General features: G+C 32.8%; 11 protein-coding genes and 2 pseudogenes. 8 read left to right on the forward strand and 5 right to left on the reverse strand.

What is annotated here, in order from left to right:
- Positions 1 to 184: 184 nt before the first annotated feature.
- Positions 185 to 247, reverse strand: a complete 63-nt coding sequence (locus tag MHB74_RS28440) for a hypothetical protein (protein ID WP_231691668.1) — start codon at positions 245 to 247, stop codon at positions 185 to 187.
- Positions 248 to 921: 674 nt separating this feature from the next.
- Between MHB74_RS28440 and MHB74_RS28445 the strand changes: the two genes are divergently transcribed.
- From MHB74_RS28445 to gshAB, 3 genes are all read left to right on the forward strand, one after another.
- Complete coding sequence (locus MHB74_RS28445) at positions 922 to 2037, forward strand: S-(hydroxymethyl)glutathione dehydrogenase/class III alcohol dehydrogenase (protein WP_033657046.1); 1116 nt, start codon at positions 922 to 924, stop codon at positions 2035 to 2037.
- Positions 2038 to 2041: 4 nt separating this feature from the next.
- The gene (fghA, locus tag MHB74_RS28450; protein WP_000053812.1) at positions 2042 to 2875 is read left to right on the forward strand and encodes an S-formylglutathione hydrolase; all 834 of its coding nucleotides are present in this window, start codon (positions 2042 to 2044) and stop codon (positions 2873 to 2875) included.
- Between the two features lie 142 nt (positions 2876 to 3017).
- Positions 3018 to 5291 (forward strand): bifunctional glutamate--cysteine ligase GshA/glutathione synthetase GshB, encoded by a 2274-nt coding sequence (gene gshAB / locus MHB74_RS28455; protein WP_175543878.1) that lies wholly within the window; start codon positions 3018 to 3020, stop codon positions 5289 to 5291.
- 534 nt (positions 5292 to 5825) lie between these two features.
- Here the strand turns inward: gshAB and MHB74_RS28460 are convergent.
- From MHB74_RS28460 to MHB74_RS28475, 4 genes and pseudogenes are all read right to left on the reverse strand, one after another.
- Complete coding sequence (locus MHB74_RS28460) at positions 5826 to 6917, reverse strand: GerAB/ArcD/ProY family transporter (protein WP_061680244.1); 1092 nt, start codon at positions 6915 to 6917, stop codon at positions 5826 to 5828.
- Positions 6918 to 6933: 16 nt separating this feature from the next.
- Complete coding sequence (locus tag MHB74_RS28465; RefSeq protein WP_071727116.1) at positions 6934 to 8010, reverse strand: Ger(x)C family spore germination protein; 1077 nt, start codon at positions 8008 to 8010, stop codon at positions 6934 to 6936.
- A gap of 19 nt (positions 8011 to 8029) precedes the next feature.
- Positions 8030 to 9505: a spore germination protein gene (locus MHB74_RS28470; protein WP_046199532.1), complete on the reverse strand. Its 1476-nt coding sequence runs from the start codon at positions 9503 to 9505 to the stop codon at positions 8030 to 8032.
- A 720-nt stretch (positions 9506 to 10225) separates the two neighbouring features.
- A pseudogene (locus MHB74_RS28475) lies at positions 10226 to 10588 on the reverse strand (winged helix-turn-helix transcriptional regulator).
- 119 nt (positions 10589 to 10707) lie between these two features.
- Here MHB74_RS28475 and MHB74_RS28480 point away from each other — a divergent pair.
- The 5 genes and pseudogenes from MHB74_RS28480 (at position 10708) to MHB74_RS28500 (ending at position 15725) form a co-directional block, all read left to right on the forward strand.
- The gene (locus tag MHB74_RS28480) at positions 10708 to 11823 is read left to right on the forward strand and encodes an S-(hydroxymethyl)glutathione dehydrogenase/class III alcohol dehydrogenase (RefSeq protein WP_061680243.1); all 1116 of its coding nucleotides are present in this window, start codon (positions 10708 to 10710) and stop codon (positions 11821 to 11823) included.
- A 4-nt stretch (positions 11824 to 11827) separates the two neighbouring features.
- Positions 11828 to 12661, forward strand: coding sequence for an S-formylglutathione hydrolase (gene fghA, locus MHB74_RS28485; RefSeq protein WP_061680242.1), 834 nt, complete (start codon positions 11828 to 11830; stop codon positions 12659 to 12661).
- A gap of 123 nt (positions 12662 to 12784) precedes the next feature.
- Entirely contained in the window at positions 12785 to 13087 is a 303-nt protein-coding gene (locus MHB74_RS28490; RefSeq protein WP_000264858.1) for a hypothetical protein, read from the forward strand.
- Positions 13088 to 13243: 156 nt separating this feature from the next.
- Positions 13244 to 13994 (forward strand): annotated as a pseudogene (locus tag MHB74_RS28495) (bifunctional glutamate--cysteine ligase/glutathione synthetase); the annotation flags it as partial.
- 222 nt (positions 13995 to 14216) lie between these two features.
- Positions 14217 to 15725: a hypothetical protein gene (locus tag MHB74_RS28500; RefSeq protein WP_061680240.1), complete on the forward strand. Its 1509-nt coding sequence runs from the start codon at positions 14217 to 14219 to the stop codon at positions 15723 to 15725.
- The last annotated feature ends 90 nt before the right edge of the window (positions 15726 to 15815 follow it).

A 15815-nucleotide genomic window follows, 5' to 3' on the forward strand; every position in this document is an offset into this window, starting at 1 on the left:
CACCCTATATCGAAGCATACTAGTAGACGCGTAAAAGAGACTTCACCAAGAAATGATAAAGTCTTTTTATATATAATGATTTGAAGTAACATCTTAGTCTACAATATAAAGGCCTAAAGTGCTTTTTGACTTTCTGTTAATTAGTTATTAAATCTAAAACCAGTTATCGGATACGGTTTTCTACCTAGTGAAAAGGAAGTTTACCTGTCTCTTCAGAAATAACAAGAACTAGAGCGTGACTTAACATAGTTAAACCGAGAGCAGTACGATGACGAGTTCCGAGTTTTTTCACTCATGATTATAATTGTGATAGGAAGAATATTTGCTGCTGATACAATCTAACTTCCTCGAATCAAAACTGCCCATCGTGTAAAGGGTTTCCAGGGGGAAATTGATTCCAATAAAAATGAAGTCAAAGCAGTCCTATTGAAGTTTCAGTCCGTACCAGCGAATCTTCTAGTGGAATTATCCTTTCTACGACTATTAAAGCCCATTGTTGGCGTTTTGATAAATTTTGGATCGTTGTAAATATGTCAACATACTTGTCTGTGAACGGCGCTAAGTAATTTTTTTAATAAAAGCTGGTGGCCTTAGCTTCACTTTTCGCAAATCCCTCTTTTATATCCTCAAATTTTTTAAAAGACAATAATGTGCATAGTCCAGATCTTTCAAGCAAATTTTTCATTCGAGTCACTAATGGCTCTAGACCTCCTTTCATCAGTCTTTTTATTGGAGTCAAATTGAATTAATCAAAATTTTGTTCCATCGACACCTTTTTACAACTTCCCTTTATATTATTCAAGTTCCTTCATAAATAATTATTTAAAAATTATAGTGACAAAAATGTCAGTATTGTACGATGAATTATAGTATGTAATCATGGGAAAAGTAAAGATTAGAAAAAAGAAAGAAGGGATTCAATTGAAAAGTAGAGCTGCTGTTGCATTTAAGCCAGGAGAACCACTTCAAATCGTAGAAATCGATGTAGAAGAGCCAAAAGCAAGAGAAGTATTGGTAAAAATACTATATACTTCTGTCTGTCATACAGATGCTTTTACATTATCAGGCGACGATCCAGAAGGTGTATTTCCTGCTGTACTAGGTCATGAAGGTGCCGGTGTTGTCGTTTCAGTGGGTGATGAAGTGACTTCAGTAAAACCTGGTGATCATGTGATTCCACTATACACAGCTGAATGTGGAGAATGTAAATTCTGTCGTTCTGGTAAAACAAACCTATGTAGTGCAGTACGAGAAACACAAGGTAAAGGTTTAATGCCTGATGGAACAACTCGTTTCTCTTATAATGGAGAGCCTATTTATCATTACATGGGAACAAGTACATTTAGTGAATATACAGTCGTTCCTGAAATCTCTTTGGCAAAAATTGACCAAGAGGCGCCGCTTGATAAGGTTGGTCTATTTGGATGCGGTGTGACTACTGGGATTGGTGCGGTACACAACACAGCAAAAGTAGAAGAAGGGGCTGTGGCAGCCGTATTTGGTTTAGGAGCGATTGGATTAGCCGCTATTCAAGGACTGGTTCAAGCGAAGGCAAGCCGAATTATTGCTGTAGACTTAAATGAGGATAAATTTGAATTAGCTAAAAAAATGGGCGCAACTGATTTTGTAAACCCTTCTAAATTTGATAAACCAATTCAAGAAGTCATTGTTGAAATGACGGATGGAGGAGTAGATTATAGCTTCGAGTGTATTGGAAATGTTGAAGTAATGAGGTCTGCTCTTGAATGTTGTCACAAAGGTTGGGGTGAAAGCACGATTATCGGTGTAGCAGGCTCTGGTAAAGAAATTCATACTCGTCCATTCCAATTAGTAACAGGTCGAGTATGGCGTGGTTCTGCTTTTGGCGGCGTAAAAGGTAGAACGCAGCTTCCAGGAATGGTTAAAGATTATATGGATGGTAAAATCGATATCGATTCGTTTATCACACACCACTTAAACTTTACAGACATCAATGAGGCATTTGATTTGCTCCATAAGGGTGAGTCAATTCGTACAATGTTAACATATGGAGAGTGAAAAAGTGAGTCTTAAACTTATTGAAAAACATCACTCTTTCGGTGGAGAACAATGTAAGTACCGCCATTATTCAGAAGTCTTACAATGTGATATGACATTTAGTATCTACTTACCATCAAATAAAGAAGAGAAAAAAATTCCTCTTATATGGTGGTTATCTGGTTTAACTTGTACAGATGATAATTTCAGTCAAAAAAGTGGATTTCAAAGATTGGCTGAAAAATATCAAGTGGCAGTCATGATTCCAGATACTTCACCACGTGGGGAATATGTTGCTGATGATGCAGGATGGGACCTTGGACAAGGGGCAGGTTTTTATTTAAATGCAACACAAGATCCATGGGCAAAGCATTATCACATGTATACGTATATCGTAGATGAATTAACAGCTATTGCGTCAACATTGATTCCTAATTTTTCAGGAGAAGAAAGTATAATGGGTCATTCAATGGGAGGTCATGGTGCTTTAGTAATTGGCATGAAAAATGCTGCGAGATTCAAAGCGATTTCTGCCTTTTCTCCTATTGTAAGTCCTAGTCAAGTCCCATGGGGCATAAAAGCCTTTTCCTCTTATTTAGGTGAAGACAAAGATTCTTGGAAAGAATGGGATGCGTCAGAACTGGTTAAAGAAGCTGGTATGCCACCTGTTCTCATTACGCAAGGAATTCAAGATGAGTTTTATCCAAAACAATTAGATGAAACAATTTTCCTAAAGAATGCTCAGAAAAATAATCAAGTAGTAAATTACAAGAAAATAGAGGGTTATGATCATAGCTATTTCTTTATTGCTACTTTCTTAGAGGAACATTTTGCTTTTCATATGAAGTACTTAAGATAATTCTTTTTTACGAAAAATATCCACATTGTAATTGAATGTGGGTATTTTTCGATAACTGCATGTTGTTATATTTTTAAGTTTATTATCTATAAAATAAGAAATTATTTGAAGCATGGGTAAGCTAATTGGGGGTATCGTTAAATTGAATTTCAAAAAAATGTTAGTCAATGACCGTGTTAAACCATACTTATTAAAAGCCCGTTATGGGATTGAAAAAGAAAGTAAACGAGTAGATTTATCGGGAAATTTAGCTAAAACAGATCATCCTAAAAGTATTTCGCTGCGAGATGATCATCCATATATTCAGCGTGATTTTTCAGAATTACAGATGGAAATAATTACACCTGTTACTGAGACATTAGAGGAACTGTTTGATTACCTAGCAGCAATACATGATGTTGCTTATCGTTCTATGGGTAAGAATGAAATGCTTTGGCCATTAAGCATGCCACCACAGTTACCAGAAAAAGACGAAGATATTGTGATTGCAAAATTGAAAAATGCTGAGAATGTTCAATATCGTCAAACTTTATCGAATTCTTATGGCCGTCGTAAACAAATGCTTTGTGGTGTTCATTTTAACTTTGAATTTGGCGATGAGTTAATTCAGGCTTTATTTAATGCGCAATCGGAGATTAAGGATTACCAGCATTTTAAAACAGAGATGTATCTAAAAGCCACAAGAAACTATTTACACCATCGATGGTTATTCACTTATTTTTATGGATCTTCTCCTAGTAGTGAAAAGAATTTTTTTGAAGAAGATTCGTTGAAAGAGGTAGTAAGAAGCATTAGAAGCAGTAAATATGGTTATACCAATTCCAATGATGTTCAAGTGTCATATAGCAGTATACAGAACTATGTATCAGATCTTTCTTTGATGGTTAAAAGAGGGCTTCTGTCAGCAGAAAGAGAATTTTATTCACCTGTCCGTTTAAGAGGCGGACATCATGCTTCAGATTTAGAGGATCACGGTATTAGTTACATTGAATTAAGAAATATAGACTTAAACCCTTTTGAAACGTATGGATTTAGCTATGAACAAGCGGAATTTCTCCATCTTTTCTTAATTTATTTACTATGGAAAGATGAAGGAGAAAATTGTGATGAGTGGGTAAAAATGGGCGACTTTTACACTGATATAGTGGCTCTTGAGCACCCATTAGAGCATACACAATTTGAAATAGAAGCTAAAAATATGATTAATGAGATGGAACAGTTAGCAGAAACTTTAAATTTGACTATTTCAGAGACGTTATTTGTGCAACTGAGAGAAATGTTAATGGATCCAAGTAAGACTTTAGCTGGGAGACTTTATAAAGAAAGTGAAAAAAGCAGTCAAGGTCAAGTGGCTACGTCGATTGCTAAAGAAAATTATAAAAAATCATGGGATAAGCCCTATCAATTAGCAGGATTTACTGACATGGAGTTGTCTACTCAGATTTTAATGTTTGATGCGATTCAACAAGGGATCCAAATAGAAATCTTGGATCGACAAGATCAATTTTTGAAGCTGAAATTAAAAGATCATGTTGAATATGTGAAAAATGGGAATATGACGAGTAAAGACAATTATGTATCCACTTTAATTATGGAAAATAAAACAGTAACAAAGAAAATTCTTCAACAACATGGATTCCGTGTGCCGAAAGGTGAGGAATTTCAGACGATTGAACAGGCTTTACGTTCCTATGATTTCTTTGCTACCAAACCTTTTGTTGTGAAACCGAAAACAACAAATTATGGATTAGGAATATCAATTTTCAAAGAAGACGCCAGTTACAAAGATTATCAACAAGCCATTACATTAGCATTTAAAGAAGACTCTTCTATATTAGTAGAAGAATTTCTTAATGGAACAGAATATCGATTTTTTGTATTAAATAATCGAGTTTATGCTGTTTTATTAAGAATTCCTGCGAATGTTAAAGGTGACGGCAAACATACAATCGAAGAGTTAGTCGTGCAAAAGAATCGTGACACGCTAAGAGGAAGAGACCATAGGACACCTTTAGAAACTATACAGTTAGGTGAATTGGAGAACCTTATGCTTAAAGCTCAAGGATATGGAACGGATTCAATTCCAGAGAATGATGAAATCGTCTATTTACGTGAAAACTCTAATATTAGTACAGGTGGAGACTCGATTGATGTGACAGATCACATTCCTGATGATTATAAAAAAATAGCAGTGGATGCAGTATCCGCACTTGGAGTTGAAATTTGTGGTATCGATTTAATTATTGAAAATACCGAAGTTCCTGCTACTAATAAAAATGCTTACGGAATTATTGAAGCGAACTTTAATCCATCCATGTATATGCACATCTATCCATATAAAGGAGAGTCCCGACGTTTAACTATGCATATCATACATTATTTATTCCCCGAATTATTAAAAAATCAGTCAAATTAGGGGTACCACTATTAAAATTTCAAATTTACAACGCTAAGCACATTTCTAAATTGATTCCGGCACTTCTAACAAAGTTAAGAAAAAGTGATTTAGTTGAACAAGCAAAGGCATAACACATTTTATATTGACTAATATGTTATGCCTTTTATTAATCCGCATTTTCCAGACGATACCCCAATATAATCTGTTTGAGTGGACTCGAGATGACTAAGGGGATTTTAAACTTAAACCTCTGCTAGATTTTTTTACATCTATTAGTGTTTATTTGATGATAGGGGGAAAAGCTTCATCCTAAAATTGGGTAACAGTTCTTTATTGGAAATTTCCCAAATATAGTTCTCTACCACAAATCTCCTAAGGAATATTCGATATCTAAAATTATACGTCCATCTTCCAGTATTGTATTTCCTTGATTGTCTTCCGTTAGGCTTAAACAATTTATAAGATTACATACACCAATAATTATACCAGTTGCTAAATTAATTTTATTCAATCCATGCGAACTTTTGTGTCATTAGACCGAAAGAACTCAATTTAGATGGTACTCTTTTTTATTTTAATGAGAAGATAGAGTACAGGTAAGTATAAAAATATAAGATATAATCCGACTTTTGAAAATAGTTGCGAAAGACTTTGGATCTGGTCTTTATTCTCGATTAGATTCCCTATACATAACATTAAAATCAAAAAAAGGATTAAAAAAGTTCTTTGTTTAATATTTGTTATTTTTCTAGCACCTCTACACGCAGCCCATAATTTAATACAAATATTTGGTAGAGCCAATAGGAACCAAATTGAAACTACAACAATTTCAAACCTTTCAATTATAGGGAACTCGGCTATTTTCATTATTGATATTGAAGGCCAATTGGTATGCTTAAGATATTCTTCGCTGAAGTACAAAAATGTCAGAAAAGCAATATAAAGATATAGTAAGGTAATGAAAAATACGCACAGGTGCGCCCATTTTTTTGATTTTTCAGGTTTTTTAAGAAAAGGATAAAACATTAGTATTGCTTCAAAGCCAAGATATTGAAAAAACATGGTTTTAGAAGATCCTAATATATCTGTTAAGGAATGGTTAAACAATGGTAATATATGGTTGATGTCAGCGTAATCAATTGCAAATAAATTAAGAGGGGGAAGGATCAATAGCGGGATGACTGTACCCCAGAAACAAATGCCTGCAATCACGCGGAATCCACTTGAAACAATATAATAAATCAAGATTAGAAATACTAATCCTATTTGCCATGTATTCATTAAAGGGAACATCCACACTTGTACAACTTCAATATATACTCTATAAACAATTATGGCCAATGAAAAAAAATAAATAACAAAAAGGCAATTAAATAGCCACCCGATCCATTTTCCAAAACAATACTGGTTAATAAAAATTATATCATTGTTAACTGCCTCTAGTATCTTATATATCAACCAAATTGCCATATGTATACTAATACTTGTTAAGATTATTGATAACCAAGCATCATAGCCGGCATCCTTTGCTATTTCTCTCTGGAAGTTCAAAATTCCAATACCAATGACGTTAGAGAATATTAAAAAAAAGACATAAAAATCTGATACCATAAATCGTTCATTAACAACGTTTTTCACAGTCATCCTCCTTATGGGACATTCACTCATCTAAACCTGTCTGAACTATATCCACATTTGTATCAACTGAAATGTTCATCTGAGGATAAAAACTTAAATAGTGTTGATAATTCCAGTTTTTTGATTTAGCCTTGAGTCTCTCTCCAAGCCCAATCGGGTCTACTTCGTATTCTTGAAATATTGAAATCAACTGTTCAATTTGTTTATTAAAGTGTGCCTCCAATAGTTTCTCCGTCTTTTGAACATCTGCTTTCTTGGATAAATCAATCCATTTGGGAACCTTTTTAACCTGAATTTTTAAAGATAGCTTGATGTTTATTACAGGATTTTTTTCGTTTTTGATTTTATATTTCGATTTCGAATCTAAACTTCTTAAAAAAATTCTCCCTTCTTTATTATCATCTTCCACTTTCGTCTCATAACTACCGTGTTTGATTGGAGAATCTAATAATCTTAATAGATAGGACTGCTCCAAATTAATATGATTTATATACTTTCCTTTTTTAAATAATGCAATTCCATCAATTTTAGCTCTCCCATCTTCTAAGATAAAAAAAGGTAGATAAGGATCTTTTCCTTCACTATAAAAATCATTCAAAAATATATGAAGGTTCATTTTAGGTAATCCCGCATATTTAATGTTTTGATTGATTTTGTCGTAGAAGTGAGCAGAGACCTTTTCTGACATACTAGATTTTATAACTGCCTCGACATCTCCTTCAGTAATCCCCATTTGAAGCCGGGATCCTATAATAGGATCTCTACTTAAATATTGGATAATTTCATCGATCTTTTGTTCCTTAACAAAATCTTCACTAAATAAAATTGTACGTAGTTGCCCTATATCAATCGGGTAGGAGGATTTAGAATTTAAATTTATAAGTACTTTATCAAAAGTTTCCGCCTCAGTGCTCAATGTATGAAATATATTTTTTCCTTGTTCTTCGAAAGTTGGATACACAACTGTTCCTTTTACTTTTTCTTCTTTTAAATCGTAGCCTAGGACTTGAATAATTTGGACATGATCAATAATTCTTTGATTAACACAACCAACTAAAAACAAATTAATACAAAATACTCCCAAAAAATACTTCTTCATTATTCACCTCAATAACTACTCATTCATCAAAATCATTTTTCTTTTTTCTTTCAGGATTAGGATGATACCTCCAAATAGACTTTGGACGTAAATAAGTTTTTCTTTTTTCGGTTTTATTTAATGGTAGCCTAAGAAAGGTATCTGAATAATCTTTAACCCTTAAAGGGTATAACGGAACTGTATAGGGTGCTCCTAATGATTCTAGTCGCGTAATATGTGTAAGTATAAAACAAATACCTATTACAATTCCTAATCCACCCCAAACAGCTGAAAAAAATATTAACGGAAATCTTAAAAATCGAATGTTATTAGACATTTTATAATTTGGAGTTGTAAATGAAGCTAACGCTGCTAATGCTACGATAATAAGTAATACATTACTAGTTAATCCAGCTTCCACAGATGCTTGACCAATGACAATACCACCTACTATCCCTAAAGTCTGGCCAACTTTAGTTGGTAACCTTGCGCCTGCTTCTCTTAAAAGTTCGATTGTAAGTTCCAAAAAAATCACTTCTAACACTGGAGGGAAAGGAACATTATGACGAGAAAACCCAAGGGTGCTAAGTAATACTCTAGGTATCATTTCAGAATGATAAGTTAAGACTGCAATATATATTGGTGTTGCAAAAATTGAGAATAATACACTTAATATCCGAATAACACGAAAAAATGAAGCTAATACCCAGGGAAAGTAGTAGTCTTCAGGGGATGTGAAAAAATCAAGTAATGTGGATGGCCCGGTAATCGCGTAAGACGAACCATGATTAAATACAACTACCTGACCGTTAACTAAAGAAAATGCAGCCTTATCAATACGCTCTGTTGGGAGTAAAAGAGGAAAAGGCGAATTGGAATTATCTTCTATTATCTGATGGAGCTGAGAAGAGTCAAAAACTACATCATAATTTATAGCTTCTAAACGTTGTATCATTGTTTGAACGTAGTCATCATTTGTTACCCCATCAATATAGGCGACCACTACTTTAGTGTTCGAAATTGTACCAATATGAATTTCTTTAAATATTAAATCTGGCGTGTTAACAGTTTGTCGTAACAAATTTAAATTAGTTGTAATATCTTCAATAAAACCAATTCTTGGCCCAATCACACTATACTCATTCTCAACGTTGTTTTGAACACGCATTCCAGCATTTGTATTAGATATATTTACCAGAGCGCAACATTTATCTTTTTCAGTAATTTGAATGATAGCGTACCCTGTCATCAATTTAGATTTAATACAACCAATATCATCCGTTATTATAATATCTTCGATAGGGATTATTTTTTGTATGTCATTAATATTCTTAATATTATTGCTTTGGTAAAATGGAGCTCTAAAGATCGGGAAAATATGCTCTTCTAATTTTTTCTGATCAATTATTGAAGTATAATACGATATAAGTAAATACCCCTCAGTTTTCGTTAGCTGCGTTTGATAAAAATCATGAGATTTTTTTGCTTTTTCAAGCAAATCTTCTATTGAATGCATATTGCTGCTTGACTTTTCATCTGTTTTTTTTATGTTTTTATCCGAACTTTTTTTTATAATCAAATGTTTCACCTCTAAACACAGGATGGTTAATCAAATTGAATTTATTAAACTTGTTGCCACTACATTTTAATTTTTAGTCAAGTCATTACGGTCAACTGCAATTGGAGGCTGTTCTAGCCATCCTTTTTCTCATATAATCTCTTACTTCTTTAGAGCAATTAATTTGACTAACCCTAACTCAAGCACCATTTTCAACGTTGTTTTTTGAATATTTAAGTACACTCCACTAATTTCAGTTGTATTAATAGGTCTTCGTTTAGTTAACCATCCAGTAGAACTAGTTTTACTATTATTAAATTTGCTGTTCTGTGTATTATTTAATAGCGAAAAATATAACACGCCAAGCTATCATCCATATATTAAGCCCATAGCGCAGTGTGTTCAGTGGCACTCATTTTCGTTTGGTGTTCCGAATCATTCATTTTCTAATTTCTTCTAGACATCTACATAGTTAAATTGTCCATATTCCCAGAATAATATTTATAAAAAAATGAAAGCAACAAAATTAACATTTTATAATGTGAAGAGTTTTTTAGGAAATAAAACTTCTGGTCTTTGCAGAGGAATACTAACTATTATAGGTACTATAAAAATATAGGACCGAACAATTTATATGCCAAAAATATCAGATAGTAGCAATGATTTAAATACCTTGAGCTATTCCCCCAGTGGTTTATTAGTTGTTTTTTCTACAAAATCACTAAATTCATCTCCCAAATCACAGATGGCAGTTACTACGGGTTCTAGGAATAACCTATTTCATTAAGTTCATACTCAACCTTTGGAGGTACTATAGGATATACACACCTAGTAATTATTTTATCTTCCTCTAACTCTCTTAATCGTCGGATTAACATGCATTGATTCATATCAAGAAATTTTTTTTGTATCTCACTTAATCTTAAAGGTGAACGGTGTAACAAAATCCATATAATTGCTATTTTCCAACTTCCTCCTATCTACAGATAAAGTTAAATCGTGTCCATTGAAAAATTCTTTGTCCTTATAATGAATAACCATAATTTCCGACTTTTTACCACGAAAAATGTTTATAGTGACAGATTTGTCAGTATTGTAATTAAAAATATAAAGTGTAATCTTAGTAATGTAAATAATAAAAAAAGAAGGTAGGGATTCAGTTGAAAAGTAGAGCTGCTGTTGCGTTTAAACCAGGAGAACCACTTCAAATTGTAGAAATCGATGTAGAAGAGCCAAAAGCAAAAGAGGTATTAGTAAAAATATTATACACCTCTGTCTGTCATACAGATGCTTTTACCTTATCAGGTGATGACCCAGAAGGTATATTTCCCGCTGTACTAGGTCATGAAGGTGCTGGTGTGGTTGTTTCTGTAGGGGCTGAAGTGACTTCAGTAAAGCCTGGTGATCACGTGATTCCACTATATACAGCTGAATGTGGAGAATGTAAATTCTGTCGTTCTGGTAAAACAAACCTATGTAGTGCTGTACGAGAAACACAAGGTAAAGGTTTAATGCCTGATGGAACAACTCGTTTCTCTTATAACGGAGAGCCACTTTATCATTACATGGGGACTAGTACATTCAGTGAATATACAGTTGTGAATGAAATTAACTTAGCGAAAATCGACGAAAATGCTCCGTTAGATAAAGTTGCCTTATTAGGTTGTGGTGTGACTACAGGTATTGGTGCGGTACACAACACTGCAAAAGTGGAAGAAGGAGCTGTGGCAGCGGTATTTGGTTTAGGAGCGATTGGATTAGCCGCTATTCAAGGACTGGTTCAAGCGAAAGCAAGCCGAATTATCGCAGTTGATCTAAATCCCGAAAAATGGGAACTAGCTAAAAAAATGGGAGCGACTGATTTTGTGAATCCTGCGGATTATGATCGCCCAATTCAGGAAGTTATAGTCGAAATGACAGATGGAGGCGTGGATTATAGCTTCGAGTGTATTGGTAATGTTGAAGTAATGAAGTCCGCTCTTGAAGCATGTCATAAGGGTTGGGGTGAAAGTATTATTATCGGTGTAGCTGGTGCTGGTAAAGAGATTCATACCCGTCCATTCCAATTAGTAACAGGCCGAGTATGGCGTGGGTCAGCCTTTGGTGGGGTTAAGGGAAGATCTGAGCTTCCAAAAATGGTTGAAGATTATATGGAGGGTGATATTGATTTAGATTCGTTTATTACTCATCATTTAGAATTCAAAGACATCAATGAGGCATTTGATTTATTACACAAAGGTGAATCCATTCGTACGATTTTAACATATGGAGAGTGAGATAATGAGTCTTAAATGTATTGAACAACATCGTTCTTTTGAAGGAGAACAACGTAAATATAGTCATTATTCAAAAGTTTTGCAATGTGATATGAAATTTAGTATCTACTTACCATCAAATAAAGAAAAGAAAAAAATCCCGCTTATATGGTGGTTATCTGGTTTAACTTGTACAGATGATAATTTTAGTCAAAAAAGTGGATTCCAACGTTTGGCTGAAAAGCATCAAGTTGCAGTAATCATGCCAGATACTTCACCGCGTGGAGAACACGTTTCAGATGTTGCAGCATGGGATCTTGGACAAGGAGCAGGTTTTTATGTAAATGCTACCGAGGAGCCTTGGGCAAAGCAGTATAAAATGTATTCCTATATAGTAGATGAATTAACATCCATTGCTTCGACTATCGTACCTAATTTTTCAGGTGAAGAAAGTATAATGGGACATTCAATGGGAGGACATGGGGCTTTAGTGATTGGTTTGAAAAATGCTAAGAGATTCAAAGCAATTTCTGCTTTTTCGCCAATCTTAACCCCTAGTCAAGTTCCGTGGGGAATCAATGCTTTCACTTCTTATTTAGGTGAAGATAAAGATTCTTGGAAACAATGGGATGCTTCAGAATTAATTAAAGAAGATACGATTCCACCTATTCTTATTATGCAAGGTAGTCAAGACGAGTTTTATCCAAAACAATTGGAAGAGCATATTTTCTTAGAGAATGCTCAAAAAAATAGTCAACTGGTAACTTATAAAAAAATGGAGGGCTATGATCATAGCTATTTCTTTATTTCCACTTTCTTACATGAGCATTTCTCTTTCCATATGAAGTATGTAAGATGATTCTTATTTACAGCAAAATATAGTAACAAAAGTATCCGCATGTAGTTAAGATGCGGGTACTTTTGATTGTTATATTTTGTGATGAAGTATTTTTATAAAAAAGTGTGTTGGGATGGATAGTTTATGTGGATTAAAAAAATGACGATTAAATATTGTATGAAATCAGGGTTATTGAAATTTCAGAATGGGACTGGAAATAAAAAAAGTCAAATTAATTTATTTGAGAGTCTAACTGAAACTTCTAAAGCTATTTCAATAAAAGGTACCATATCTGCATCTCAAGAATTCCTGGCGGTACAGGTAGACAGTATTCCGCCTAATACTAAACCAGTAGAGAGGGTATTTAATTATTTAGGAATTCACAAATTTGCATCTCTTTCTGAGGACGATAATAAAAGGATTTGGCCACTAATATCAAAATGGTAAATTACAAAAAAATAGTAAATATCATTTCAAGTGTTTAAGATGAATAATTTTAGTCACGGACTGAAAATTAATAAAAAAGTTGATGGAGTACGGCTTATATAAAAAAATGTTAATTAATAATTAAATGAAACCGTACTTATTCAAAGCCCGCTATGGGATTTGAATAAATATAGTATTCGATATATTGAATTAAGGAACCTTGTTTTAAACCCATTTGAAACATACGGAATTGGCTATGAAAAGCAGAATTCTTGTATATTTTCCTCGTCTATCTACTTTGGATTGATGAAGCCGATAATAATGATGAATGGTTAGAAATTGATAATGTTCATAATAATAATGTAGCCCTTAAGCATCCCTTAGAACATAAGCAATTTAAAACAGATGCATGCACATTATCTATGAAATGGAAATTGTAATTGTAATTAAGATGTTCGGTGTAACGGTTTCGGGTACTTTATTTTTTTATTTAAGAAAAATGCTTACTGATCTAAGTGAAAATGTTGGAAGAAGATTGTTTTAAGAAAGTCTCAAAAATAGTCAAAGTCAAGTGGCTACCCATATTGCTAAAGAAAATCATAAAAAGTTTTGGGATAAACCATATCAATTAACGGGATTTACTGACATGGAGTTATCAAGAAAAATTTTGATGTTTGATGCTATTCAACAAGGGATGTAGGTTGATATTTTAGATTGATAAAATCAATTTTAAAAATTAAAATTGGGAAATCATATTGAATATGTAAAAAATGGGGGCATGACAAGTAAAGATAGTTATGTATCACCATTAATTATGGAAAATAAAATAATAAGAAAAAATTCTTACGGTAGCATGGGTTTCGGTATACCGATAGGTGCGGAATTTAATGATATAGAAAAAGCTATACGTTCCTATGATATATTTTCAAGGTTTGAAATATTTTTGAATCTAACACATGGATACGATTAAAAGTAGAAGTATATGGAGCCCTGATTAAAAAAGGAGTTAAAAATCGATTACATTTAATGTAAGGCCAAAAATGAGATTGGGACGGGAATAATGTACAAATCAATATTTTAAAATGATGTGTTAATTACATTTTATGGTTATAATGTAATTAAATTAAATTTATATAATGGAGGGACAATATTGGATAAAAATGAAAAGGAAAGTTTTGAAGAGAAAAACTCGGTAGAAGAAATTGAGGATTTTTTTCAAGGACTTGGGGAAAAGATAAGTCAATATTCTGGATTGGATATTAAATTTCCAATTAATCAGCAGGAAGAAAATTTACTTTACAATCTTAAAGGTAAACTATCGTTAAATATACCTCAGGTAACTAATAGAGTAACAATGGAAATAATTAAAATTGTTCAAGAGATTTTAGAAAAATCAGTCGGTGATACAGGTATGCTTAATGGAAATATACTGCAAAATATTCAAAGAGAATTATCCCTAATATTAATTGATAAAAAATATCTTAGTCTAAGTCCCACACAGCAGTATAAGTTTTGGGAAAATATAAATTCATTGAAAAATATTGGAACTAAAACTTATGAAGGAAATTCGGTGAATATTGGAGTAATATATTGTCTCGATGAAGAATTAACAATTGAAGAAATAAAGAATTTAAATGTGGAAATCAAAACTATTGAGAATAGAAAGCCTATTCAACAATTCTTTCTGGATGAAAAACCCTTTCTAAGACTAATAGATAACAAATCGTTAGTAGTGGCAGTTAATAAAAACTTTGAAGTGTTTGCAATGATAAGAAAAAAAAATGAAGGGAAAAGCTTGTCAGATATAATCAAATCGCAGTTTAATAACTGGACAATAAATGAGATGAAGAGAAAAACATTTTTGAATTTAACTGATGATTTCAAAAAATCAAGAAAGGGACATGAGTTAAATGAGGACCTAAAAAATGAAATGCGTAAATCAGAAGAATTTTTGATAGCTTATACTAAGGGATTAAGAACTCAAGAACGTTTAAACTATATTTATTTTTCACTTTCAGACAAAAAAATGGATGTATTCCTTAATAAAGAATTTTTTCTTAGTTATGACAATGGGGATTGGAAATTGAAACATTATGGTTTAATGTTGGCTTCATTAATGAGGATTTTATTTACGAAAACGCTAGATTTATTGTATTCTTTAGGGGCCGATTGTTACAAAGAGCTTCATTTGAAAATGACAGCTTCTATAATAAAATTAGTAAACGTTATTGAAATGTTATCGAAAAAAGGAAGTAGTTCAATTTTTATTATTGTACTTCAAAATGAACATAACACTAATCTAACATATAGTGATGCTGAAGAATTTTTGGTAAAGAATAAATTTAAGAAAAATAATTTAGACAGAGACTTTTTAAATGTTATTAGAGATAATAAAAGGCATTTGAGTGTTACAGAGATAGATAAATTTTTATTAGAAACTATTTCAGTAGTTGATGGTGCAATGGTAATTGATGGCCATATGAATATAGTGAGTTTCGGAGAGATTATTGAAATGCCTAACAATGTGGTATATAAAGATACATTTGGTACAGGAACAAAGGCTGCTAGATATGCCTCAAATTTAGGAATTGCGATTAAAATCTCAGAGGACGGTGATATTTACATTTTTAGTAACGAAGAATTGTTGTTGAAAATATAGTGAAATGAGTGGAATGGTCCCAGCAACCGTGATAGGGAAATACGTTAATGAGTAAGATAGCATTTGATACTGAGTTGAGACATAATTTGT

Source organism: Bacillus sp. FSL K6-0069, assembly GCF_038007785.1.
Taxonomy (GTDB): Bacteria; Bacillota; Bacilli; order Bacillales; family Bacillaceae_G; genus Bacillus_A; species Bacillus_A mobilis.

Bases quoted from the DNA above. Each gene is read 5' to 3' on its own strand.
- fghA (WP_061680242.1), top strand. From the start codon at position 11,828: ATGAGTCTTAAATGTATTGAACAACATCGTTCTTTTGAAGGAGAACAA.
- MHB74_RS28490 (WP_000264858.1), top strand. From the start codon at position 12,785: ATGTGGATTAAAAAAATGACGATTAAATATTGTATGAAATCAGGGTTA.
- MHB74_RS28470 (WP_046199532.1), bottom strand. From the start codon at position 9,505: ATGCATTCAATAGAAGATTTGCTTGAAAAAGCAAAAAAATCTCATGAT.
- MHB74_RS28465 (WP_071727116.1), bottom strand. From the start codon at position 8,010: ATGAAGAAGTATTTTTTGGGAGTATTTTGTATTAATTTGTTTTTAGTT.
- MHB74_RS28460 (WP_061680244.1), bottom strand. From the start codon at position 6,917: ATGACTGTGAAAAACGTTGTTAATGAACGATTTATGGTATCAGATTTT.